The 21,198-nt window shown below is 68.9% G+C and carries 23 protein-coding genes; 8 read left to right on the top strand and 15 right to left on the bottom strand.

The features are described from left to right. The 3 genes from ACIGKL_RS24695 to ACIGKL_RS24705 all read left to right on the top strand — a co-directional run. The coding region (locus ACIGKL_RS24695; RefSeq protein WP_397488982.1) for a sigma 54-interacting transcriptional regulator at positions 1-786 on the top strand (786 nt) is incomplete at its 5' end. Positions 787-1,223: 437 nt separating this feature from the next. Further along, positions 1,224-2,489, top strand: a complete 1,266-nt coding sequence (locus ACIGKL_RS24700) for an OprD family porin (RefSeq protein WP_397488983.1) — start codon at positions 1,224-1,226, stop codon at positions 2,487-2,489. A 136-nt stretch (positions 2,490-2,625) separates the two neighbouring features. Continuing rightward, positions 2,626-3,393 (top strand): 3-hydroxybutyrate dehydrogenase, encoded by a 768-nt coding sequence (locus tag ACIGKL_RS24705; protein ID WP_397488984.1) that lies wholly within the window; start codon positions 2,626-2,628, stop codon positions 3,391-3,393. Between the two features lie 17 nt (positions 3,394-3,410). On the opposite strand, the gene ACIGKL_RS24710 is transcribed toward ACIGKL_RS24705, so the two are convergent. After that, the gene (locus ACIGKL_RS24710) at positions 3,411-5,360 is read right to left on the bottom strand and encodes an alkaline phosphatase family protein (RefSeq protein ID WP_397488985.1); all 1,950 of its coding nucleotides are present in this window, start codon (positions 5,358-5,360) and stop codon (positions 3,411-3,413) included. Positions 5,361-5,417: 57 nt separating this feature from the next. After that, on the bottom strand, positions 5,418-6,101 hold the full coding sequence (locus tag ACIGKL_RS24715; RefSeq protein WP_397488986.1) for a Crp/Fnr family transcriptional regulator: 684 nt from the start codon (positions 6,099-6,101) through the stop codon (positions 5,418-5,420). Positions 6,102-6,196: 95 nt separating this feature from the next. Between ACIGKL_RS24715 and ACIGKL_RS24720 the strand changes: the two genes are divergently transcribed. Next, positions 6,197-6,721: a DUF962 domain-containing protein gene (locus tag ACIGKL_RS24720; protein ID WP_397488987.1), complete on the top strand. Its 525-nt coding sequence runs from the start codon at positions 6,197-6,199 to the stop codon at positions 6,719-6,721. 178 nt (positions 6,722-6,899) lie between these two features. On the opposite strand, the gene ACIGKL_RS24725 is transcribed toward ACIGKL_RS24720, so the two are convergent. Continuing rightward, positions 6,900-7,646, bottom strand: coding sequence for a hypothetical protein (locus tag ACIGKL_RS24725; RefSeq protein ID WP_397488988.1), 747 nt, complete (start codon positions 7,644-7,646; stop codon positions 6,900-6,902). A 150-nt stretch (positions 7,647-7,796) separates the two neighbouring features. Beyond that, positions 7,797-8,582 (bottom strand): helix-turn-helix domain-containing protein, encoded by a 786-nt coding sequence (locus tag ACIGKL_RS24730; protein ID WP_397488989.1) that lies wholly within the window; start codon positions 8,580-8,582, stop codon positions 7,797-7,799. A 124-nt stretch (positions 8,583-8,706) separates the two neighbouring features. Between ACIGKL_RS24730 and ACIGKL_RS24735 the strand changes: the two genes are divergently transcribed. Beyond that, positions 8,707-9,108, top strand: coding sequence for a hypothetical protein (locus tag ACIGKL_RS24735; RefSeq protein ID WP_397488990.1), 402 nt, complete (start codon positions 8,707-8,709; stop codon positions 9,106-9,108). 42 nt (positions 9,109-9,150) lie between these two features. Here the strand turns inward: ACIGKL_RS24735 and ACIGKL_RS24740 are convergent, their stop codons facing one another. Then, positions 9,151-9,900 (bottom strand): sulfite exporter TauE/SafE family protein, encoded by a 750-nt coding sequence (locus ACIGKL_RS24740; RefSeq protein WP_397488991.1) that lies wholly within the window; start codon positions 9,898-9,900, stop codon positions 9,151-9,153. Further along, positions 9,893-10,243, bottom strand: coding sequence for an antibiotic biosynthesis monooxygenase family protein (locus ACIGKL_RS24745; protein ID WP_397488992.1), 351 nt, complete (start codon positions 10,241-10,243; stop codon positions 9,893-9,895). Before ACIGKL_RS24745 ends, ACIGKL_RS24740 begins: the two co-directional genes overlap by 8 nt. 85 nt (positions 10,244-10,328) lie before the next feature. Here ACIGKL_RS24745 and ACIGKL_RS24750 point away from each other — a divergent pair, with 85 nt between their 5' ends. Beyond that, complete coding sequence (locus ACIGKL_RS24750; protein WP_397488993.1) at positions 10,329-11,021, top strand: ArsR/SmtB family transcription factor; 693 nt, start codon at positions 10,329-10,331, stop codon at positions 11,019-11,021. 99 nt (positions 11,022-11,120) lie between these two features. Here ACIGKL_RS24750 and ACIGKL_RS24755 read toward each other — a convergent pair whose 3' ends face one another. The 5 genes from ACIGKL_RS24755 to oscA all read right to left on the bottom strand — a co-directional run bounded on the left by ACIGKL_RS24755 (position 11,121) and on the right by oscA (position 15,273). Then, complete coding sequence (locus ACIGKL_RS24755) at positions 11,121-12,113, bottom strand: sulfate/molybdate ABC transporter ATP-binding protein (protein ID WP_397488994.1); 993 nt, start codon at positions 12,111-12,113, stop codon at positions 11,121-11,123. Positions 12,114-12,116: 3 nt separating this feature from the next. Next, positions 12,117-12,989, bottom strand: coding sequence for a sulfate ABC transporter permease subunit CysW (gene cysW, locus ACIGKL_RS24760; protein ID WP_397488995.1), 873 nt, complete (start codon positions 12,987-12,989; stop codon positions 12,117-12,119). A 10-nt stretch (positions 12,990-12,999) separates the two neighbouring features. Beyond that, positions 13,000-13,818: a sulfate ABC transporter permease subunit CysT gene (gene cysT, locus ACIGKL_RS24765; RefSeq protein ID WP_397488996.1), complete on the bottom strand. Its 819-nt coding sequence runs from the start codon at positions 13,816-13,818 to the stop codon at positions 13,000-13,002. A 123-nt stretch (positions 13,819-13,941) separates the two neighbouring features. Then, the gene (locus ACIGKL_RS24770; RefSeq protein WP_397488997.1) at positions 13,942-14,937 is read right to left on the bottom strand and encodes a sulfate ABC transporter substrate-binding protein; all 996 of its coding nucleotides are present in this window, start codon (positions 14,935-14,937) and stop codon (positions 13,942-13,944) included. Positions 14,938-15,090: 153 nt separating this feature from the next. Then, the gene (gene oscA, locus ACIGKL_RS24775; RefSeq protein WP_397488998.1) at positions 15,091-15,273 is read right to left on the bottom strand and encodes a sulfur starvation response protein OscA; all 183 of its coding nucleotides are present in this window, start codon (positions 15,271-15,273) and stop codon (positions 15,091-15,093) included. A gap of 221 nt (positions 15,274-15,494) precedes the next feature. Between oscA and ACIGKL_RS24780 the strand changes: the two genes are divergently transcribed. Together ACIGKL_RS24780 and ACIGKL_RS24785 are read left to right on the top strand one after the other, a co-directional pair. Further along, positions 15,495-16,076 (top strand): RBBP9/YdeN family alpha/beta hydrolase, encoded by a 582-nt coding sequence (locus ACIGKL_RS24780; RefSeq protein ID WP_397488999.1) that lies wholly within the window; start codon positions 15,495-15,497, stop codon positions 16,074-16,076. A 302-nt stretch (positions 16,077-16,378) separates the two neighbouring features. Continuing rightward, the gene (locus ACIGKL_RS24785; RefSeq protein ID WP_397489000.1) at positions 16,379-17,203 is read left to right on the top strand and encodes a sigma 54-interacting transcriptional regulator; all 825 of its coding nucleotides are present in this window, start codon (positions 16,379-16,381) and stop codon (positions 17,201-17,203) included. A 478-nt stretch (positions 17,204-17,681) separates the two neighbouring features. Here ACIGKL_RS24785 and modC read toward each other — a convergent pair whose 3' ends face one another. The 4 genes from modC to ACIGKL_RS24805 form a co-directional block, all read right to left on the bottom strand. Beyond that, entirely contained in the window at positions 17,682-18,806 is a 1,125-nt protein-coding gene (modC, locus tag ACIGKL_RS24790) for a molybdenum ABC transporter ATP-binding protein (protein WP_397489001.1), read from the bottom strand. Further along, the gene (modB, locus tag ACIGKL_RS24795; protein WP_397489002.1) at positions 18,806-19,486 is read right to left on the bottom strand and encodes a molybdate ABC transporter permease subunit; all 681 of its coding nucleotides are present in this window, start codon (positions 19,484-19,486) and stop codon (positions 18,806-18,808) included. The genes modC and modB overlap by 1 nt, the downstream gene beginning before the upstream one ends. 12 nt (positions 19,487-19,498) lie before the next feature. Beyond that, positions 19,499-20,248: a molybdate ABC transporter substrate-binding protein gene (modA, locus tag ACIGKL_RS24800; protein ID WP_397489003.1), complete on the bottom strand. Its 750-nt coding sequence runs from the start codon at positions 20,246-20,248 to the stop codon at positions 19,499-19,501. Positions 20,249-20,384: 136 nt separating this feature from the next. Then, complete coding sequence (locus ACIGKL_RS24805) at positions 20,385-21,011, bottom strand: class I SAM-dependent DNA methyltransferase (protein ID WP_397489004.1); 627 nt, start codon at positions 21,009-21,011, stop codon at positions 20,385-20,387. Positions 21,012-21,198 lie beyond the last annotated feature (187 nt).

Genomic DNA, 21,198 nt, shown 5'->3' on the forward strand with positions numbered 1-21,198 from the left:
GAGACCCTGGTCGAGGCCGAGCTGTTCGGCACCGCCCCCGGAGCCTTCACCGGCGCCGAACGCAAGGCGCGCATCGGCAAGTTCGAGGTGGCCAACGGCGGCACCCTGTTTCTCGACGAGATCGGCGACCTGCCGCTGCCGCTGCAGGCCAAGCTGCTGCGGGTGCTGCAGGAGCAGGAGGTGGAGCCGCTCGGCTCCAACCAGGTCAAGCCGCTCAACGTGCGGGTGATCGCCGCCACCCATATCGACCTGGAGGCCAAGGTCGCCGCCGGGCAGTTCCGCGGCGACCTCTACTACCGCCTCAACGTGCTGGCCCTGCAGGTGCCGCCGCTGCGCGAACGGCGCGAGGATATCCCGGCGCTGGTGGAATACCTGCTCGACGATATCGCCAACCGCTCCGCCCAGGCGCCCATGGAGCTGAGCCACAAGGCGCTGGTCCTGCTCGCCCGCCAGCCCTGGAGGGGCAACGTGCGCGAACTGCGCAACCTGCTCGAGCGCGCCCAGCTGGATGTCGACGGCCCGTTGCTGGATGTGCCCCAGCTGCAGCCGCTGCTGGCCGCCCCCGGCAGCGCCGCTGCGGCGGAGCCGGCGAGCAGCGCCGCGGCGTCCGGCATCGACGAGCCGGTGCAGCCGCTGGCGCAGACCCTTGCCCAGGCCGAACGCCGCGCCCTGCAGAGCATGCTGCTCGCCTGCCAGGGCAACCGCCGCCGCGCCGCGATGCAGCTGGGCATCTCCCGCGCCAGCCTGTACAGCAAGCTGCAGCAGCACGGCCTGAGCCAGCGCTGAGGGCGGGCTCGCGGCAATGCGTAGGGTGGGTTAGGCGCGAACCACGAGCATGCGGACGGCGCCAACCACCAATGCGCCGTAACCCACCATGGCGGTCTACCGGCAAACCGCAATGGTGGGTTACGCGGCGCCCGGTTTGCGTGGAGATGGCGATAACCATCCCCAGCGCCGCTAACCAAGAACCGGCGTATTCCCTTGCTCTCGATACCTGGCGACGACGGCCGTCCAGCCGGCTGGACAGCGAGTGCAGTCGCCAGCCGACATGTCCAGCGCAGCAGACGCTTTGCGGCGTCCTGGATCAACCACCTTCATCCTCAAGCAAAGGCTCTAATCCGCGGCATTGCGCCGATAGGCCGCGTGCCGCAAGGGGCTGGCACGCTTCTCGCTCTGGCGTTTGTGGCCGCGCAACGCGGCCCATAACAACAAGAGGAAATACCATGCGACTGCACCACAGCTCCCTCTGCCAGCTGCTCTGCGGCGGCGCCGTACTGATCGCCGCCGGCCCGGCCAGCGCGGCCTTCGTCGACGACAGCAAGGCGGTGCTCGATGCCCGCAATTTCTACTTCAACCGCGACTTCCGCCAGAGCGGCGCGACCCAGGCCAAGGCCGAGGAGTGGGCCCAGGGCTTTATGTTGCGCTTCGAGTCCGGCTACACCGAGGGCCCCGTCGGTTTCGGCATCGACGCCATCGGCCTGCTCGGCCTCAAGCTCGATTCCAGCCCGGACCGGGTCGGCACCGGCATCCTCAAGAGCGACCGCGAGGCGCCCAAGCGCGCCCAGGACGAATACGGCGAGGCCGGCCTGACCGCCAAGCTGCGCGCCTCCAACAGCACCCTCAAGCTCGGCACCCTGCAACCTGTGCTGCCGGCGCTGATGCGCAACGACAGCCGCCTGCTGCCGCAGACCTTCCGCGGCGCCTGGCTGAGCAGCAACGAGATCGAAGGCCTGAGCCTGGACCTCGGCCGCCTCGACCGGGTCAACCAGCGCGACTCCTCGGATAACGAGGAGATGACCGTGTTCAACGGCGGCAAGCGCAACATAGTGCTGGGCAGCGCCAAGAGCAGCGACGAGTTCCTCTTCGCCGGCGGCCGCTACCAGTGGACCCCGGAGCTCGCCACCAGCTACTACTACGGCGGCCTCGACGGCATCTATAAGCAGCACCTGGTCAACCTGGTGCATCAGCTGCCGCTGGGCGAGGGGCAGAGCTTCAAGTCGGACATCCGCTTCGCCCGCTCCAGCGACGACGGCGGCAGCAACGTCGATAACGACGCCTTCGGCGCGCTGTTCACCTACCGGCTCGGCGCCCAGGGCTTCACGGCCGGCTACCAGCACCTGTCCGGCGACACCGGCTTCGCCTATATCGCCGGCGCCGACAACGCGCTGATCAACCTGGTGCAGATCAACGACTTCGGCAACCAGGACGAGCGCTCCTGGCAGCTGCGCTACGACTTCGACTTCGCCGCCCTCGGCGTGCCGGGGCTGACCTTTATGACCCGCTACCTGTCCGGCGACAACGTCGACCGCGGCGCCGGCTTAAGCGAAGGCAAGACCTGGGAACGCAACACCGACCTGGCCTACGTGTTCCAGGACGGCCCGCTGAAGAACCTCGGCCTGCGCCTGCGCAACGCCACCACCCGCAGCAATATCGGCGCCGACCTGGACGAGAACCGCTTCATCGTCAGCTACAGCCTGCCGCTCTGGTAAGGCCGCGCCCCGCCTATCGCGATTACTCCTCGTGAAAGCCTTGCCGGGCCAGTGTGGCCCGGCTTTTTTCCGGCACGCGAGTGAGCGGTGCGCCATGGCCACCGCACCTTCATCTCAAACGACAAGGAACCCCAAGATGCTCAGTGCAAAGACCGCCCTGATCACCGGCTCGACCAGCGGCATCGGCCTCGGCATCGCCGAGGTGCTGGCGCGCAACGGCGCCAACGTCATTCTCAACGGCTTCGGCGACTGGCAGGCCGCCGCCGAGCAGCTCTCGCGCTACGACGGCCGGGTCGGCTACCACGCCGCCGACCTCGCCGACCCGGCGCAGATCGAGGCGCTGTTCGACTACGCCCGCCGCGAGTTCGGCCGGGTCGATATCCTGGTCAACAACGCCGGCATCCAGCACGTCGCGCCGCTGCAGGACTTCCCGGCCGAGCGCTGGGACGCGATCCTCGCGCTCAACCTCAGCGCGGTCTTCCATTGCACGCGCCTGGCCCTGCCGGACATGCGTGCGCAGGACTGGGGCCGCATCGTCAACGTCGCCTCGGTGCACGGCAGCGTCGGCTCGCTCGGCAAGGCGGCCTACGTCGCGGCCAAGCACGGCGTGCTCGGCCTGACCAAGGTGGTGGCGCTGGAAACCGCCCTGAGCGGGGTCACCTGCAATGCCATCTGCCCCGGCTGGGTACTCACCCCGCTGGTGCAGCGGCAGATCGACGCGCGCATCGCCGCCGGCGAATCGCCCGAGCAGGCGCGCGCCGCGCTGCTGGCGGAGAAGCAGCCGTCGCAGGCCTTCGTCACCCCGCAGCAACTGGGCGAGCTGGCGCTGTTCCTCTGCAGCCCGGCGGCGCAGCAGGTGCGCGGCGCGGCCTGGAATATCGATGGTGGCTGGCTGGCGCAGTGAGGCCTTAGACCAGGCTCTTATGGGCTGGCGGCAATCTCGCGCGGCTGCGGCTGGTCGCGTTCGGCGACGAAGGTCACAGGCTTTGATCCGTCGGCGTTGAGCTGGAGGATGCGCTCGGGCCGGCCCTGCGCGTCGAACAACACCTGGCCGAGGCCGGCGCCGTTCCACAGGCGTTCGCCGGCGCGGCTGCGTTCGGGGATCAGCGGGCTGACGCGCATGCGCCGGCGCTTGGTCAGCCAGTTGAGCGGCGACCAGGGCGCGTACAGCCAGCGGTTGAGGCGGTCGAACCAGTCCAGCAGGCGCGGCGGGAACTCGTTCTTGATGCCGCTGCTGGTGATCTGCCAGATGGTCGGGCTGGCGCGCTTGTGGCGGATGCGCACCTGGTAGACGAAGGAGTAGTGCACGTCGCCGGAGAGCACGACGAAATCCCCCGGCGTGCGCGAGTGGCGGAAGATGTTGAGCATCACGCTGGCCGCGCCGCGGTGGGCCATCCAGTTCTCCGCGTCGACCAGCAGCGGGTGGCCGGCGTAGGTGAACAGCTTCTGGATGCCCTCGATCAGCTTGACCCCGAACATCGGCGCCGGCGAGACGATGATGCAGGCCGGGTGATCGAGCAGCGCCTGCTGGAATTCGCACAGCGCCTCCCAGTCCATCAGCCCGGACGGCCGCGACAGGCGGCCCTCGCTGCGCCAGCGGCGGGTGCGGGTGTCCAGCACCAGCAGCGCCGGGCTGGTCGGCAGCACGTAGTGCCAGTGCTGGAACTGCAGCAGGGCGTCGATCAGCGCGTCCTGCGCGCGGGCGTCGAGCTGGTCGTCCTGGCGCTGGCGCAGCAGCTCGCCGCAGGCCTGCAGCGGCTGCGCGAAGGCGTCCGGGTCGTTGCCCCAGCCCTGGCACAGCAGGTAGGCGAGCAGGGCGTTGCCGATGATGCGCTTGGAGAAGGGGTGGCCGTAGGCGGTCTGCTCCCAGCGCGCGGAAAGGTTCCAGTCGTCGGTGACGTCGTGGTCGTCGAAGATCATCAGCGTCGGCAGGTGCGCCAGCACCCGCGCCACCTGGCCGAGCGACTGGCGGAAGGCCGCGATGCACGGCCGCTGCTCGGCGTAGCGGCGCTGCTGCTCGGCGTCCAGCGGCGGCTGCTCTTCCTCGATCAGGCTCCAGGGCACGGGCGACCAGACCAGCAGGTACATGGCGATCATCTCGGCCAAGGTCACCAGGTGGTTGTCGGCGTTGCTGCTGGTGAAGATCGGCTTCTCCACGCCGCCGAAGAACTTGTCGCGCAGGGTCTGGTTGCTCTTCAGCGCCGGCAGCAGCTCGGCGCGCCGGTAGTAGCCGACCGGGTCGGCGTACAGCGCCTGGCTGTCCTCGACCACCGCGCCTTCGAGGCGCTCGTCGAACAGGCCGAGGCGGGCGATCAGCTGGTGGATGGCGCACAGCATCGGCCCGGCGACGTCGTCGACGTAGACCTGGTCGCCGCTCATCAGCAGCAGCGCCGGGCGCTGCGCCGCCTCGGGCTGTGCGGCCAGCAGGCGGTCGGCGCAGAGCAGGCCGTCAGTGGCCGCATGGTGCGGCTTGCGACAGGAGCCGTGGAGCAGCTGGTCGATGCGCGCCTTGAGCACGAAGTCGGCGCGGCGGCGGCCGTGGTACAGCAGGTGCGGCGCCCAGTCGGCCAGGCCCCGTGCGTCGTCGCCATCGACGATCTGCAGGTCGTAGGCGATGCGCACGTCCTGCGGCAGGGGCTGCGCCAGCGCCAGGTCGATCAGGTGCAGCACGGCGTGGCGGCCCAGCGGCAGTTGCCGGCAATGCTCGTCCAGGGCGTGCCGCTGCTCGGCCTCGCCCTCGGGCTGCAGGCACAGCTGCAGCCGCAGCGGCCGGCTGGCCACCAGCCACAGCACCAGGCGGCCGGGCTCCAGGCGACGCAGCAGCGGGCCGGCGAGTATCTCGGGGAGGGTGGAGGCGGCGGTGGACGGCATCGGACGGCAAGCTCGCGTGGGTAGACAGGTTATCGACAGTGGCAGAGCGCCAGCGGTTCAGCCGGCGACCCGGCGCAGGCGTTCGAGGTCGAGCACTTCGATCTCGCCGTAGCTCAGGCGTACGATGCCCTGGGCCTCCAGCTCCTTGAGGATCTGGTTGGTGGTCTGCCTTGAGACCGCCAGCATCAGCGCCAGCTGTTCCTGGGCCAGGTGCAGCACTCGCCGCGGCGCGCCCTCGCCGTAGTTCTCGGCGATCAGCAGCAGGCGCCGGGCCAGGCGCGGCGCGGCCGGCAGCAGGCTCATCTCCTCCAGGGCGATAAACGCCAGGCGCAGCTTCTGGCTCATCAGCAGGGCGAAGTCGCGCCAGTAGCGCGGCTGCGCCTCGAGCAGGGCGAGCAGCTCGGCCTGGGGCAGCAGCAGCAGGCTGCTGGCGCTTTCGGCGAAGGCGTCGTGGGTGCGCGGCAGGCCGTCGAACAGGGAGATCTCGCCGAACCAGTAGGGCGGCTCGACCAGGGTCAGCAGCGCCTCCTTGCCGCTCTCGCTGACCGCGCCGATGCGCATCGCCCCCTCGACCACCGCATACAGCCCGCTGGGCTTGTCGCCGCGGCGGAACAGGCGCTGGCCGGGCTCCAGCTGCAGCACCTGGGCCATGCCCAGCAGCGCGCCCTGCAGCTCGGCGGGCAGGCCGGCGAACCAGTGGCCCTGCTGCAGGCGGGCGAGGAAGGGATGGGGGTCGTGCATCGAGGCTCCTTGGGCTTTGTCGCCTAGCTGACAGAGTGGCGGACGAGCGGGGCGCGATCATGCCAGGGCCTGTCGTGAAAAAGGACCGCAACCACATGAAAACCCTAGTCGATCACCTGGCCCAATATGCGGCCTATCACCGTGACCGGCGCAATATCGCCAGTCACTTTATCGGCATTCCCATGATAGTGCTGGCGGTGGCGGTGCTGCTGTCGCGCCCCGGCTTCGAGCTGCTCGGCCTGTGGCTGGCGCCGGCGACGCTGCTGGCGCTGGCCTCGGCGCTGTTCTACCTGCGCCTGGACAGCCGTTTCGGTCTGCTTATGGCCGTGCTGCTGGGCCTCTGCCTGTGGGCCGGCGCGGCCCTGGCGGCGGCCTCCACCGCGCTGTGGCTGAGCGCGGGCATCGGCCTGTTCGTGGTCGGCTGGATCATCCAGTTCGTCGGCCACTACTACGAGGGGCGCAAGCCGGCCTTCGTCGACGACCTCAGCGGGCTGATCATCGGCCCGCTGTTCGTCGCCGCCGAAGCGGCCTTCCTGCTCGGCCTGCGCAAGGAGGTGGAGCAGGCGGTGGTGGACATCGCCGGGCCGACCTGCATCCGCGAGAAGAAGTCGCTGGCCTGAATCTGCCATGCCTGTAGGAGCGCCGCCCCGGCGCGAAACGATCGTGGCCGTGACGCCTAATTGGTGTTGTCGGCACGATTCGCCGCGGGGCGCGGCTCCTACGAAGTCGCTGGAGCACGGCTGAAGCCCCTCCCACAATCCCGAGAGACCGTGGGAGGGGCTTCAGCCGCGAGCATTTCTAGAACATCGCCATCCATTGCGCGGTCAGCGAACGGGTGTGGCGGTCCACGGTGATCGGCGCGAAGGGCCGGCCGGAGACGCTGGCCAGCGCATTGCTCTGGCTGTTCATGTCGGCCAGGGCGGCGCGCAGGTAACCCCAGCGGGTCTGCAGCTTGCTCAGCTGCGGATTGGCCTGCTTGTCCAGGGCCTCCAGCTCGGCGTCGATGGCCGGCAGCAGCAGGCGTTCGTCCTGGCCCAGGTAGGTATCCGGTTGCTCGCGGGCGATCTCGAAGTTGCCCAGGTAGGAGCGGGCCAGGTACTGCACGCCAAGGTACTCGACCTTGGCCGCCAGCTCGCTCTGCCCCTCGCCGCCCGGCAGGGCGCGGGCGGCGCTGAGGAAATCGCGCAGGGCGCGGCTGAGGTCTTCCGGGAAGCGCCAGGGCACGTTCTCCTCGCCGGGGCCATAGGAAACACCGGCGCGCAGTTGGGTAACAAGGGTCTGGTGGGCGCCGGTGAGTTCGGCGCTGCCCTGCGGCAGGCTCTGCATGGCCCCGGCCAGAGCGGCCAGGTCGGCATCCAGGCGTTGCTGATGAACCTTCTGGAAGCCCTCGCCGCGTAACAGCATGAGGCTGCTGGTAGCACGGCTGGCGTGCACCTGAATCTGTTCCTGGGGGCTGACCGCTTCGGCGAAGGCCAGTGGCGAGAGCCCGGCGAAGAGCCCGAGCGTCCAGAGAAAAACGTGGCGCAACAATGCTTTACAGCGCATCCGGGGTGCTCCTTGTTATTGTTGTGAGCGGGGCGGCGTCAAAGGCGCAGCGTCAAGACTACTGCGTCGCCGGCCACGAAGCATGACCCGAAAGTGTGATTTCGTCGGAAAAAGGCCGGCGGCGCGGCAGATCGGCCGTTGCAGTGGCCGCTACGGCCGTCCGGCCAGTTCGCGCAGGTAGGCGGCGGTGAAGGCGTCGGCGGGGAAGAAGGTTTCCAGCGCCAGCTCGGCCAGGGTCACGTCGTTGGGCGTGCCGAACACGGTGATGGTGCTGATCAGGCTCAGCACGCCGCGCTCGCTGTGCAGCTGCAGGGGCACCAGCACGGCGTCGCTCGGCGGCGCGGCGACTGCCGCCGGCGCCGGGTAGCCGCGCAGTTCCTCGAGCAGGGCGAACAGGCTGTCGTCGCCGCTGATTTCGGCATCGCGCTGCAGGCGCTGCAGCAGGTGCGCGCGCCACAGCGCCAGGTTGGCGATGCGCGGCGCCAGGCCTTGCGGGTGCAGCGACAGGCGCATCACGTTGAGCGGCGGGCCGAGCAGAAACGCCGGCATGCCGGCGAGGAAGGCGCCCACGGCGGCATTGGCCGCCAGCAGGTTCCACTGCCGGTCGATGGCCAGCGCCGGGTAGGGTTCGTGGGCCTCGAGCAACTGCTCGATGGCCTGGCGCGCCGGCGCCAGTGCCGGGTCGGCCAGGTCGTGCTGGCTGTACAGCGGCGCGTAGCCGGCGGCGCCGAGCAGGCGGTTGCGTTCGCGCAGGGGAATCTCCAGCTGCTCGGCCAGGTGCAGCAGCATGTCGCGGCTGGGCTGGGCGCGGCCGGTTTCGACGAAGCTCAGGTGGCGGGTGGAAATCTCCGCCTCGCAGGCGAGGTCGAGCTGGCTCAGGCGGCGCCGCTGGCGCCATTGGCGCAGCAGGGCGCCGGCGGTCTGGGAATCGTTCATGCTCAGCACCATAGTCCAGCGGCGTCATGCCGGCCATTACCTGGCAGGTAATCGACGCCCGGCACGATTCGGCGAAATCTGTGCGCCAGGCACCGCTCCGGTGCCGCCTTCTGGAGGATTCGCCATGAACGCACTGCAACCTTCTCCGCTGCTGCGCAATGCCCTGCTGGTCGACGGCCTGCTCAGCGGCGTCACCGGCCTGCTGCTGGTGCTGGCCGCCGGCTGGCTGGGCGCCTTTCTCGACCTGCCGCGACTGCTCCTGCTGGTCGCCGGCAGCGCGCTGCTGCCGTTCGCCGCCATGCTGGTATGGCTGGCCAACCGCGCCGAACTGAGCCGCCCGGCGGTGTGGGCGGTGCTTGCGGTCAATCTCGTCTGGGTGATCGACAGCTTGTTGTTGCTGGTGATCGGCTGGGTCTCGCCGAACCTGTTCGGCTACGCCTTCGTCGTCGCCCAGGCGCTGGCGGTGGCGCTGCTCGCCGAGCTGCAGTGGTATGGGCTGAAGTATTCGCGGGCGGTCCAGGTGTGAGACGCCGTGGGTCAACCGGCCGGCGTATCCGCCGGCCGGCGCTCAACTGCTGCGCAGGGCCAGTTCGGCGCCGAGCAGCAGCAGGCCGACGAAGAACCCGCGCTTGAACAGCGTCGGGCTGATTCGCCGCCGCAGCCACTGGCCGCCAGCCATGCCCAGCAGGGCTGGCAGCAGTGCCAGCAGCGACAGGCCCAGCAGCGCCGGCTGCAGCAACTCGCCGCTATGGCCGAGTGCCGCCGCCAGGGCCAGGGTGGAGACGCTGAAGGACAGGCCCAGGGCCTGTACCAGATCGTCCTTCTCCAGGCCGATGGCCTGCAGGTAGGGCACCGCGGGAATCACGAACACGCCGGTTACCGCGGTGATGCCGCCGGTGACGGCGCCGACCAGCGGTGCCAGCCAGCGCTCCTGCGCGGGGCTGACGCGAAAGTGCACGGAGGCCAGGCCGAGTACGGCGTAAAGCACCAGTGCCACCCCCAGCCAGCGTGCGGCGCCGGGGACGTCCAGACGCTGCAGCAGTACGGCGATCAGCAGTGTCCCGCAGACGATGCCCAGCAGCATCGGCCACAGCCGCCGCAGCATCGGCCAGGGGCTGCGACCGTCGGCCAGCTGCCAGATATTGCTCACCATCGACGGCACCAGCAGCAGCGTCGCCGCCTGCATCGGCGGCATGACCAGACCGAGCAGCCCCACCGAGATGGTTGGCAGGCCGAGGCCGACCACGCCCTTGACCAGGCCGGCGAGGAGGAAGGTGGCGAGAATCAGCGGCAGGTAGCCGGCGAGCCCCTCAGTCATGGTCGTGCTCCACCCGGCTGTCGGCCGGCGCCTGTTCGCGCCGCTGCATGTCGTAGTCGCGCAGTACCTGGGCGATGCGCAGGCGGTAGTCGGCGAAGATCCGCGCCCGTCCCGCCGCCTGGGCATGGCGATGGGCCTCCTGCTGGCGCCAGGCGGCAATCGACGCCTCGTCCTGCCAGAACGACAGCGACAGCACCTTGCCCGGCTGCTTGAGACTCTGGAAGCGTTCGATGGAGATGAAGCCTTGCTGGTCGGCGAGCAGCGACTGCAGCTCGGCGGCGATGTCCAGGTAGTCCTGGCGCTGGCCCGGTTTGGCCTCGGTTTCGAAGATCACGGCGAGCATGGCGGTTCTCCTTGACTGGCACGCGGTGGATTTCGCTGCCAGTATCTTCAGCCATCGACCGCCATGTTTCGTCGCGAGGTGAATTATGGATTACGCACCGGGGATCAGCTCCACCGCCGCCCTGCTCGCCGATCCCGGCCGGGTCGCCATGCTCTGGGCGCTGATGGATGGCAGCGCGCGGCCGGCCGGCGAACTGGCCTTGCTCGCCGGGTTGTCGCCGTCGTCCACCAGCGCGCACCTGACCAAGCTGGTCGAGGGCGGCCTGCTGCTACCGCAGAGCCATGGCCGCAACCGCTACTACCGCCTCGCCGGCCCCGAGGTCGGCCAGTTGCTGGAGGCGCTGGCCACCACCTCGCAGGCGCTGCAGCCGCGCCGCACGCGCGCCGTACCGGCCTCGCGCGGCACGCCGCCGGCGCTGCGCGAGGCGCGCACCTGCTACGACCATCTGGCCGGCGAGCTGGCGGTGGGCTTGTTCGCGCGCATGAGTGCGGCGGGCTGGCTGGTTCAGCAGGGTGGGCAGGTGCAGCTCAGCGAGGCCGGCGCGGCGGCCCTGGGCGCTTTGGGGATCGATCTCGAGGCCCTGCGCAAACGCCGCCGGCAACTGGCCTGCGCCTGCCCCGACTGGAGCGAGCGCAAGCCGCATCTGGGCGGCGCGCTGGGCGCGGCATTGCTGGAAACCTGCAAGCAGGCGGGCTGGTTGCGTCCGTCCGGCGCTTCGCGGGCGCTGCACGTGTCGCCGCAGGGGCGCAGGGAGATCGCTCGGATCGCCGCCCCGTAGGGACAAACCGTTGGGTGGGCCGGGCGGCGATCCGCTTCAGCCCACCAAACAAAGGTTGACTCCGCTCGCTGGGCTGAAGCCCACCCGACGAAGTGCCGTTTAGCCGCGCGCCGTCGGCTGCCCGGCCTTGGGCTTGAAGTACAGCGTCTCGCCGCGGCTGAGGCCGGCCAGGCTGAGGTGGTCCTTGGCCACTTCCGCTTCGATCGGCTCCGCTTGGCCGGCGACCTTGAGGGTCACCCGGGTGATCGCGCCGAGCGGGCGGATGTCGCGTACCTCGCCGGCCTGGTGGCCTTCCGCGGCCTGGCGCGAGAGGTGGATCTCGTGCGGGCGGAACAGCAGATGATGGTCGCCCTCGCCGACATAGAGGCGGTTGGCGTCGCCGAGGAAGTGGTAGACGAAGTCGCTGGCCGGGTGCTCGTAGACCTCGGCCGGCGAGCCGATCTGTTCGATCACGCCCTTGTTCATCACCACGATGCGGTCGGCCACTTCCATGGCCTCTTCCTGGTCGTGGGTGACGAACACGCTGGTCAGGTGCACGTCCTCGTGCAGGCGCGCCAGCCAGCGGCGCAGCTCCTTGCGCACCTTGGCGTCGAGGGCGCCGAACGGCTCGTCGAGCAACAGCACGCGCGGCTCCACCGCCAGCGCGCGGGCCAGGGCGATGCGCTGGCGCTGGCCGCCGGAGAGCTGCTCGGGGTAGCGGTCGCCGAGCCAGTCGAGCTGCACCAGGTCGAGCAGTTCGTGCACCTTTTTGCTGATCTGCGCCTCGGGCAGGCGTTGCTTCTTGGGCTTTATGCGCAGGCCGAAGGCGACGTTGTCGAACACCGTCATATGGCGGAACAGCGCGTAGTGCTGGAACACGAAGCCGACGTTGCGATCGCGCACGTCGTGGTTGGAGACGTCCTCGCCATGGAACTGGATGCTGCCGCTGTCCGGGGTTTCCAGGCCGGCGATGATGCGCAGCAGGGTGGTCTTGCCGCAGCCGGAGGGGCCGAGCAGGGCGACCAGCTCGCCGCTCTGGATGTTCAGGTTGATCTCGTTGAGCGCCTTGAAGGCATTGAAGTTCTTGCTGACGTTGCGGATTTCGATGCTCATGGCTTATTCCTCGCCGGCGCTGGCTTTGCGGCGGTTGATACGGGACTCGCTCCACTGCTTGAGCAGCAGGATCAGCAGCGCCAGCAGCAGCAACAGGCTGGCCACGCTGAAGGCGGCGACGTGGTTGTATTCGTTGTAGAGAATCTCGACGTGCAGCGGCAGGGTGTTGGTGTAGCCGCGGATATGCCCGGACACCACCGATACCGCGCCGAATTCGCCCATGGCCCGCGCGGTGCACAGCACCACGCCGTAGATCAGCCCCCATTTGATATTGGGCAGGGTCACGTGCCAGAACATCTGCCAGCCACCCGCGCCGAGCAGGCGCGCGGCCTCTTCCTCCTGCGTGCCCTGCTCCTGCATCAGCGGGATCAGCTCGCGGGCGACGAAGGGCACGGTGACGAACACCGTGGCGAGGACTATGCCCGGCAGGGCGAAGATGATCTGGATGTCGTGCTCGCGCAGCCAGGGGCCGAAGAAGCCCTGGGCACCGAACAGCAGCACGTAGATCAGCCCGGCGATCACCGGCGACACCGAGAACGGCAGGTCGATCAGGGTCACCAGCAGGCTCTTGCCGCGGAACTCGTACTTGCTCACGCACCAGGCGGCGGCCACGCCGAACACCAGGTTGAGCGGCACGGCGATGCCGACGGCGAGCAGGGTCAGTTTCAGCGCGCTGATCGCATCGGGCTCGAGAATCGCGGCGACGAAGGTGCCTGCGCCCTGCTTGAGCGCCTCGCTCGCCACCACCAACAGCGGCAGCAGCAGGAAGAAGGCGAACACCAGCCAGGCCGAGAGAATCAGCAGGCGCCGGCCCAGGGCGTTGCCGCGACGCGCGGCGTTGTTGACGGCACTGGCCGTCAGGGTTGCAGATGACATGCCTGGCTCCTCAAGAACGGCTGATACGGCGCTGCAGCAGGTTGATCAGCAGCAGCAGGATGAACGACACCACCAGCATCAGCACGCCGATGGCGGTGGCGCCGGCGTAGTTGTACTGGTCCAGCTGCACCATGATCAGCAGCGGCAGGATCTCGGTCTTCATCGGCATATTGCCGGCTATAAAAATGACGGATCCGTACTCGCCGACGCCGCGGGCGAAGGCCAGGGCGAAGCCGGTCAGCCAGGCCGGCAGCAGCGCCGGCAGCAGCACATGGCGCGCCACCTGCAACGGCTTGGCGCCCAGGCAGGCGGCGGCTTCCTCGACCTCGCGGGGAATGTCGGCCAGCACCGGCTGCAGGGTGCGCACCACGAAGGGCAGGGTGACGAAGGTCAGCGCCAGGGTGATGCCCAGCGGGGTGTAGGCGATCTTGAAACCCAGGGACGTGGCGAACTGGCCGATCAGGCCATTGGGCGCATAGAGCGCGGTCAGGGCGATACCGGCAACGGCGGTGGGCAGGGCGAACGGCAGGTCGATCATCGCCTCGATGATCTTGCGTCCGGGGAAGCGGTAACGCACCAGCACCCAGGCCAGCAGGGTACCGATCACGCCGTTGATCACGGCGGCGAGCAAGGCGGTGCCGAAGCTGAGCTTCAGCGCGGCCAGCACCCGTGGCGAGAAAACGATCGCCCAGAACTGTTCCCAGGTGAGCTGGGCGGCATGGACGAACATGGCGCCCAGGGGAATCAGCACCAACAGGCTGAGGTACACCAGGGTGTAACCCAGCGTCAGCCCGAAGCCGGGTATGACGGGGGAAGTACGGCGAGACATAGGACCTCGGCGGCAAGCCTCAAGCTGCAAGCGACAAGTAGGGTGGACTTGCCGCAGCGCGGCTAGTCCACCGATTGAGCGGCGGCCGTGGTGGACAAGGCTTCGCCATGTCCACCCTACGGATCACTGGGCCTGGTAGATCTGGTCGAACAGGCCGCCGTCGTTGAAGAACTTCGGCTGCGCGGTTTTCCAGCCGCCGAAGTCAGCGTCGATGGTCACCAGCTTGAGCTGCGGGAACTGCTCGGCGAACTCGGCGGCAATCGCCTGGTTGCGCGGGCGGTAGAAGTGCTTGGCGGCGATGCGCTGGCCTTGCTCGCTGTACAGGTAGTTCAGGTAGGCTTCGGCGACCTGGCGCGTGCCCTTCTTGTCGACGTTCGCATCGACCAGGCTCACCGGCGGTTCGGCGAGGATCGACAGCGACGGCGCGACGATCTCGAAGTTCTCCCCGCCTTCTTCCTTGAGCGCCAGGAAGGCCTCGTTCTCCCAGGCCAGCAGCACGTCGCCGATGCCGTTGTTGACGAAGGTGATGGTCGAGCCGCGCGCCCCGGTATCCAGCACCGGCACGTTCTTGTACAGCTTCTCGACGAAGGCCTTGGCCTCGGCTTCGCTGCCGTACTTCTGCTGGGCGTAGGCCCAGGCGGCGAGGAAGTTCCAGCGCGCGCCGCCGGAGGTCTTCGGGTTGGGGGTGATCACTGCCACGCCCGGCTTGACCAGGTCGTCCCAGTCCTTGATGCCTTCGGGGTTGCCCTTGCGCACCAGGAACACGATGGTCGAGGTGTAGGGGGTGCTGGCGTCCGGCAGGCGCTCCTGCCAGTTCTCCGGGATCAGCTTGCCGAGCTTGTACAGCTCGTCGATGTCGCCGGCCAGGGCCAGGGTCACCACGTCGGCGCGCAGGCCGTCGATCACCGCGCGGGCCTGCTTGCCCGAGCCGCCGTGGGACTGCTGGATGGTCACCGCCTCGTTGCCCTGGGCCTGCCAGTGCTGGTTGAAGGCGGCGTTGAACTCGCTGTAGAGCTCACGGGTCGGGTCGTACGACACATTGAGCAGGGTCTGGGCGGCGGCAGGGCCGGCGATCAGACTGCTGGCCAGTGCGGCCAGGGCAAAACGACGAATGGACATGGTGCAGCTCCTAACTGGATTTTTAGCTTGGCTCTGGTTCGTGGCGGTCAGTCGCACATTCGCGGGCGACAGCAACGGTGGCGGTGCGTGTTCATGGCTGGGCTCTGTTCATGGTCACGCCCTCCGGTGGTCCAGTCGGGCTGCTTGCTGGGTTCAGGTGTTCTTGCTGCCGGGCGGCTGCAGGCGAATCTTTTCCTTGCGTTCGATCTGCACCACCTGGCCGTTGTGCACGGTGATTTCCACCGAGCCGAATTTCAGGCCCTGCAGGGCAGTCTGGATCTCGCGCAGGATGCTGGCTTCGTCCTGGCCTTCGAGGTTGCTCAGCGTCGCGGTCATTTCCAGGTTCCTAGGTTGTCGGGCGCCGCAGCGTCTGGCTGGCGTGGAGCGGATACTAGGCAGGCTGAAATATTCTTAAAAATATTGTTTAAGAACATTTATATGTCTTTTTGGAATATTGAGATTTTGGGATTAATGGAATAAGCAAATAAATTCTTATTCTTTTTAGGTTTGATCCATGCTGCCTAGACTGGCGCCATTCGACTTCAGGAGGCGCCGTCATGGGCAGCGAAGCAATCCGTTATCTGATCCTGCCGGGCTGGCAGGGCTCGCCCGAGGAGCACTGGCAGAGCCATTGGCAGCGCAGCCTGCCGAACAGCGCGCGGGTGGAGCAGGGCGACTGGCTCAATCCCCGGCGCGGCGATTGGGTGGCGGCGCTGAACCAGGCCGTGGCGGTCGATCCGCGCCCGACCATCCTCATCGCCCATAGCCTGGGTTGCGTCACCGTGGCGCATTGGGCGGCGCAGGCGCCTGCCGAGTTGCTGCGCCGGGTGCGTGGCGCCTTGTTGGTGGCGCCGGCCGATGTCGAGCGACCCGGTTGCCCCGAACCGCTGCAGAACTTCGCGCCGATTCCGCGCGCTCTGCTGCCCTTTCCCAGCCTGCTGATCGGCTCCGACAGCGACGCCGCGGCCAGCGCCGCGCGGGCTCTCGAACTGGCCCGGCAGTGGGGCAGCGAGGCGGCGATCCTCAGTGGTGCAGGACATATCAACGTCAAGTCCGGGCATCGCCACTGGGAGCAGGGCTTTGGCTATCTGTATCGCCTGCAGGGGCGGATCGAGCAGCAGGCGCGGTTGCGCGCCTGATCCACCCAGCGCAGCGCGACCCTTTTCGGAGCGGGATCGGGCCAGGCAGCCGCCCGCTCTTTTTTATTGGCTGTACCTACTCCCAACACTTAAGGAGGTCCTGAAAAAGCCATTTATCGTCACTCCCGCGAAGGCGGGAGCCCAGGACTACATAGGTTCTGGATTATTCCCCTGCGGGCCAGCGCAAGCGCTGTTCAGCGATAAAGCTGCTGTCCCGCCTGCGCGGGAATGAGGGTTATTTCAGAGTTTCCTTAACGCAGACATCACCTTTTTATTCGCCCGCCGTTCCGGAGCCCCAGGACATGCCGTTTTCGCCGAACATTGCGCCAGCCCTGACCTTCGCCGAGGTCGACAAGAGCCCGCTGAGCATCCGCGCCAAGGCGTTGGTGTTCGTCGACCCGCGCTCGCGCCAGCTGCGCGAGCGCGCCGAGGCCCTGGCGCCGGGCAATCAGGCGCTGCTGATCCGCGGCGAGAGCGGCACCGGCAAGGAGCTGCTGGCCCGCTACATCCACCGCCACAGCGAGCGCGGCGGGCTGTTCGTCGCGGTCAGCGGCGGCGCCATCAGCCCGCAATGGGGCGAGGCCGAGCTGTTCGGTCACGTCGCCGGCGCCCATGTCGGCGGCGCCAGCAGCCGCGCCGGCTGGTTCGGCTCGGCCAACGGCGGCACGCTCTACCTGGACGAGATCGCCGACCTGCCGCGGCCGCTGCAGGGCAAGCTGCTCGCCGCGCTGGAAACCCGCGAGCTGTACCGCGTCGGCGCCGGCCAGGCGTTGCCGGTGGACGTGCGGCTGGTGGCGGCCAGCAGCATCGACCTGGCCCGCGCGGTGGCCGCCGGCACCTTCGACGCGCGCCTGCATGCCTACCTGGGCGACGGCCTGCTCGAGCTGCCGGCGCTGCGCCAGCGGGTCGGCGACATCCTGCCGCTGGCCGAGTATTTCCTCGGCAGCCATGCCCAGCGCCTGGGCCTGGCCATCCCGCCGATCAGCCCCGCAGCGCAGAGCGTGCTGGAGGCGCACAGCTGGCCGGGCAACACCCGCGAGCTGGAGAACGTCATCCACTTCGCCCTGCTGCTGGCCGGCAGCGCCGAGATCGGCCCGCAGCACCTGCAGCTGCCGGGCATCTCCTAGGGTGCGCTGTGCGCACCGGGCTCTCCGCGGGTGTACAGGCGCGAACTGGCCGGTTCGGGGTAGGTTGGCGCTGAGCGCAGCGAAGCCCAACAGGGAGTGCGCAGCACTCCGCTCGGCGATCCGCGGCACTCCGCTCGACGATCCGCGGCACCTGCCCGACCATCCGCAGCACTGCGCCCGGCGCTTCCTCCGCCTGACGCTCCAGCCCAGCCGTTGGGCTTCGTCGCAGGCTCCTCAGCCCAACCTACGGGGCTAGGGTGCGCTGTGCGCACCAGGCTCTCCGCGGGTGTACAGGCGCGAACTGGCCGGTTCGGGGTAGGTTGGCGCTGAGCGCAGCGAAGCCCAACAGGGAGTGCGCAGCACTCCGCTCGACGATCCGCGGCACCTGCCCGGCGACCCGCAGCACTGCGCCCGGCGCTCCCTCCGCCTGACGCTCCAGCCCAGCCGTTGGGCTTCGTCGCAGGCTCCTCAGCCCAACCTACGGCGCCAGCAGCGACACCGACTTGACCTGCGCCCACAGCGCCTGGCCGGCGTGGATGCCGAGCTGGTCGAAGGAGTAGCGGGTGATCCGCGCCAGCAGGCGCTGCTCGCCCAGGCGCAGGGTCAGCAGCACCTGGGCGTCGAGGGCGCGCCAGTCGGCCACCGTCACCGGCAGCAGGTTGAGCAGGCTGCTGCCCTCGGCGCGCCGCAGGCTGAGGCTGACGTCGCGCGCCTTGATCTTCACCCGTACCCGGTAGCCCGCCGGCAGCGCCGCGTGCGGCAGGCGCAGGCGTGCCTCGCTGCCGGGCAGGCCGAGGCTGAGCAACTGGTAGGCGGCGTCGTGGTTCGCGACCCGGCCGTCGATCACCGCCTCGGCGTCGTCATCGCTGGCGAAGGGCAGGTCGGCGCGCAGCAGGGTTTCCTTGAGCGGGCCGCTGGCGCGGACCTGGCCTTCGTCGAGCAGCACCAGGTGGTCGGCCAGGCGCGCCACCTCGTCGGGCGCGTGGCTGACGTAGAGCACGGGAATCTCCAGCTCCTCATGCAGCCTCTCCAGGTAGGGCAGCACTTCCTGCTTGCGCTTGATGTCCAGCGAGGCCAGCGGCTCGTCCATCAGCAGCAGCCGTGGGCTGGTCAGCAGCGCGCGGGCGATACCGACGCGCTGGCGCTCGCCGCCGGACAGGCTGGCCGGCAGGCGTTCGAGCAGGTGGCCGATGCCGAGCAGCTCCAGCGCCTGGTCCAGCGCCACCTGGCGCTGGGCGGCGGGGATGCGCCGCTGGCCGTACTCCAGGTTGCGCCGCACGCTGAGGTGGGGGAACAGGTTGGCGTCCTGGAACACGTAGCCGATGGCGCGCTGGTGCGCCGGCAGGAAATGGCCGCTGGCGCTGTCCTGCCACAGCTCGCCGGCCAACTGCAGACGACCCTCTTGCGGGCGGTCCAGGCCGGCGAAGCAGCGCAGGCAGCTGGTCTTGCCCGAGCCGGAATGGCCGAACAGGGCGCTGACGCCGCGACCCGGCAGGTCGAGGTCGACGTCCAGGCGAAAGTCCGGGTGCTGCACCAGAAAGCGCGCGCGGATGCGGCCGTCGTCCGTCACGGCGGGGGCCGGGGGTTTGGCGAAAGCGAACATCACCACACCCTCGACTTGCCGGCGCGCCCGGAGTAGAGCGCGAGCAGCACGAAAAAGGAGAACAGCACCATGCCGCCGGCCAGCCAGTGGGCCTGGGCGTAGTTCATGGTCTCCACATGGTTGTAGATCTGCACCGAGGCCACCTGGGTCTTGCCGGGGATATTGCCGCCGATCATCAGCACCACGCCGAACTCGCCGACGGTGTGGGCGAAGCCGAGCACGGCGGCGGTCATCAGGCCGGGGCGGGCGAGCGGCAGCACCACGCTGAAGAAGGCATCCCAGGGCCCCGCGCGCAGGGTCGCGGCGGCCTCCAGCGGGGCGCGGCCGATGGCCTCGAAGGCGTTCTGCAGCGGCTGCACGACGAAGGGCAGCGAGTAGAACACCGAGGCGATCACCAGGCCGGTGAAGCTGAAGGTGAAGGTGCCCAGGCCGAGGCTCTGGGTCAGATGGCCGATGAAACCGTTGGGCCCCATGCTCACCAGCAGGTAGAAGCCGAGCACCGTCGGCGGCAGCACCAGCGGCAGCGCGACTATGGCGCCGATCGGCTGCTTCAGCCGCGAGCGGGTACGCGCCAGCCACCAGGCGATGGGCGTGCCGATCAGCAGCAGGAGCAGGGTGGTCAGCGAGGCCAGCTGCAGGGTCAGCCAGATGGCGTCGAGGTCGTGCTGGGACAGCGGCATGCGGGGTTCCGATTACAGCTTATAGCCGAAGGATTCGATGATCGCGGCCGCTTCCGGGCCCCTGAGGTATTCCATCAGCGCGGCGGCGGCCGGGTTGTTCGCCCCCCGCTTGAGGATCACCGCATCCTGCCTGATCGGGTCGTACAGCGCCTGCGGCACTATCCAGGCCGAACCGCTGCTGAGCCGGCCGTTCTGGTACACCTGGGACAGGGCGACGAAGCCCAGCTCGGCGTTGCCGGTGGAGACGAACTGGTGCGCATGGGTGATGTTCTGCCCCTCCACCAGCTTGCCCTGGACCGCCTCGCGCAGGCCCAGCTTGTCCAGCACCTGGATGGCGGCCAGGCCGTAGGGCGCGGCCTGCGGGTTGGCGATGGCCAGGTGGGCGAACTCGCCGGCGTGCAGGGCGGCGGGGCTGCCGTCGAGGCGGTTGACGTCGGCCGACCACAGCGCCAGGCCGCCGATGGCGTAGGTGAAACGCGAACCGGCGACCGTCTCGCCCTCGCTCTCCAGCCTGGCCGGGGTGCTGGCGTCGGCGGCCAGCAGCACCTCGAAGGGCGCGCCGTGCTTGATCTGCGCATAGAACTGCCCGGTGGCGCCGAAGGCGGCGACCAGCTTGTGCCCGCTGGCCTGCTCGAACCTGGCGGCGATGGCCTGCAGCGGCGCGGTGAAGTTGGCGGCCACGGCCACCTGCACCTCGGCGGCGAGGGCCGGGCCGGCGCCGGCGAGCAGCAGGACGAACAGCAGATGGCGGGAGCGGAACATGGCGCCTCCGTGGCGTTGTTTAGTTTTCTATATAGCGCGTGACCGGCGACGCCGCCAAGGGCGGTCGGCCCTGGCGCTTTGGCTGAGGGGAAGGCGGCATCTTGGGCAATAGCTGACCAGCAAGTCAAGCCCATGCTCAGCGCCGCCGCCACACGCTGGCCAGCCAGGGCTGCTGCTCGCGCGGCAGGCCGGCGGGGCGGTAGTAGTGCTCCAGTTCGACGAAGCCGGCGGCCTCGAGGCGTGCGCGCCAGTGCGCCAGGTCGTGGTAGGCGCCGTAGCGCTCGCCGTTCCAGCCCTCCTGGTTGTCGCCGCGCGGGTTGGAGCTCAGCAGCACGCCGCCGGGTTTCAGCGCGGCATGCAACTGGCCGAGCACCTGCGGCAACTGCTGGTCCGGCACGTGGAACAGGCTGGCGTTGGCGAAGATGCCGTCGAAGCGCGCGCTGGGCAGGTCGAGGTCGAGAAAGTCCTGCAGCCAGACCTCGCAGCCGCTGTCCGCCCGCGCCATCTCGACGAAGCGCGGACAGCCGTCGAGGCCGACCGGCTGGTGGCCGAGGGCGGCGAAGGTGCGCAGGTCGCGCCCCGGGCCGCAGCCGAAGTCGAGAATCCGGTAGGGCGGCTCGGCCTGGATATGCGCGAGCAGCGCGGCGACGTTCTGGCTGACGTCGTGATCGCGGGTACCCGCGCGAAAATCCTCGGCGCAGTCCTGGTAATGGGCCAGGGTCAGGGCGCTGATCCGGGCGAGTTCGTCTTGGCTCAGGGGCATGGTCATGATCCGGCAAATACAGGCATTAAACCCGCTCCCGGCCGGCCGGGGTAGCAGCGCTTGCCTCGCCGCTGCGACTCGGTCGAAAGCGCTTCCTGCGGCTGGCGCTGTGGGAGGGGCTTTAGCCGCGACCAGGGTGAGGCCACCCGTCGCTGCATGGCGCAACCCGCGCAACAGCCTGTTCGCC

Origin of the sequence: Pseudomonas sp. NPDC077186, assembly GCF_044543505.1 — a bacterium.
In the GTDB taxonomy this organism is placed as follows: domain Bacteria; phylum Pseudomonadota; class Gammaproteobacteria; order Pseudomonadales; family Pseudomonadaceae; genus Aquipseudomonas.

Excerpts from the sequence above, each read along its gene's own strand:
- ACIGKL_RS24700 (WP_397488983.1), top strand. The coding sequence starts at position 1,224 with ATGCGACTGCACCACAGCTCCCTCTGCCAGCTGCTCTGCGGCGGCGCC.
- ACIGKL_RS24705 (WP_397488984.1), top strand. The coding sequence starts at position 2,626 with ATGCTCAGTGCAAAGACCGCCCTGATCACCGGCTCGACCAGCGGCATC.
- ACIGKL_RS24710 (WP_397488985.1), bottom strand. The coding sequence starts at position 5,360 with ATGCCGTCCACCGCCGCCTCCACCCTCCCCGAGATACTCGCCGGCCCG.
- ACIGKL_RS24715 (WP_397488986.1), bottom strand. The coding sequence starts at position 6,101 with ATGCACGACCCCCATCCCTTCCTCGCCCGCCTGCAGCAGGGCCACTGG.
- ACIGKL_RS24720 (WP_397488987.1), top strand. The coding sequence starts at position 6,197 with ATGAAAACCCTAGTCGATCACCTGGCCCAATATGCGGCCTATCACCGT.
- ACIGKL_RS24725 (WP_397488988.1), bottom strand. The coding sequence starts at position 7,646 with ATGCGCTGTAAAGCATTGTTGCGCCACGTTTTTCTCTGGACGCTCGGG.
- ACIGKL_RS24730 (WP_397488989.1), bottom strand. The coding sequence starts at position 8,582 with ATGAACGATTCCCAGACCGCCGGCGCCCTGCTGCGCCAATGGCGCCAG.
- ACIGKL_RS24735 (WP_397488990.1), top strand. The coding sequence starts at position 8,707 with ATGAACGCACTGCAACCTTCTCCGCTGCTGCGCAATGCCCTGCTGGTC.
- ACIGKL_RS24740 (WP_397488991.1), bottom strand. The coding sequence starts at position 9,900 with ATGACTGAGGGGCTCGCCGGCTACCTGCCGCTGATTCTCGCCACCTTC.
- ACIGKL_RS24745 (WP_397488992.1), bottom strand. The coding sequence starts at position 10,243 with ATGCTCGCCGTGATCTTCGAAACCGAGGCCAAACCGGGCCAGCGCCAG.
- ACIGKL_RS24750 (WP_397488993.1), top strand. The coding sequence starts at position 10,329 with ATGGATTACGCACCGGGGATCAGCTCCACCGCCGCCCTGCTCGCCGAT.
- ACIGKL_RS24755 (WP_397488994.1), bottom strand. The coding sequence starts at position 12,113 with ATGAGCATCGAAATCCGCAACGTCAGCAAGAACTTCAATGCCTTCAAG.
- cysW (WP_397488995.1), bottom strand. The coding sequence starts at position 12,989 with ATGTCATCTGCAACCCTGACGGCCAGTGCCGTCAACAACGCCGCGCGT.
- cysT (WP_397488996.1), bottom strand. The coding sequence starts at position 13,818 with ATGTCTCGCCGTACTTCCCCCGTCATACCCGGCTTCGGGCTGACGCTG.
- ACIGKL_RS24770 (WP_397488997.1), bottom strand. The coding sequence starts at position 14,937 with ATGTCCATTCGTCGTTTTGCCCTGGCCGCACTGGCCAGCAGTCTGATC.
- oscA (WP_397488998.1), bottom strand. The coding sequence starts at position 15,273 with ATGACCGCGACGCTGAGCAACCTCGAAGGCCAGGACGAAGCCAGCATC.
- ACIGKL_RS24780 (WP_397488999.1), top strand. The coding sequence starts at position 15,495 with ATGGGCAGCGAAGCAATCCGTTATCTGATCCTGCCGGGCTGGCAGGGC.
- ACIGKL_RS24785 (WP_397489000.1), top strand. The coding sequence starts at position 16,379 with ATGCCGTTTTCGCCGAACATTGCGCCAGCCCTGACCTTCGCCGAGGTC.
- modC (WP_397489001.1), bottom strand. The coding sequence starts at position 18,806 with ATGTTCGCTTTCGCCAAACCCCCGGCCCCCGCCGTGACGGACGACGGC.
- modB (WP_397489002.1), bottom strand. The coding sequence starts at position 19,486 with ATGCCGCTGTCCCAGCACGACCTCGACGCCATCTGGCTGACCCTGCAG.
- modA (WP_397489003.1), bottom strand. The coding sequence starts at position 20,248 with ATGTTCCGCTCCCGCCATCTGCTGTTCGTCCTGCTGCTCGCCGGCGCC.
- ACIGKL_RS24805 (WP_397489004.1), bottom strand. The coding sequence starts at position 21,011 with ATGCCCCTGAGCCAAGACGAACTCGCCCGGATCAGCGCCCTGACCCTG.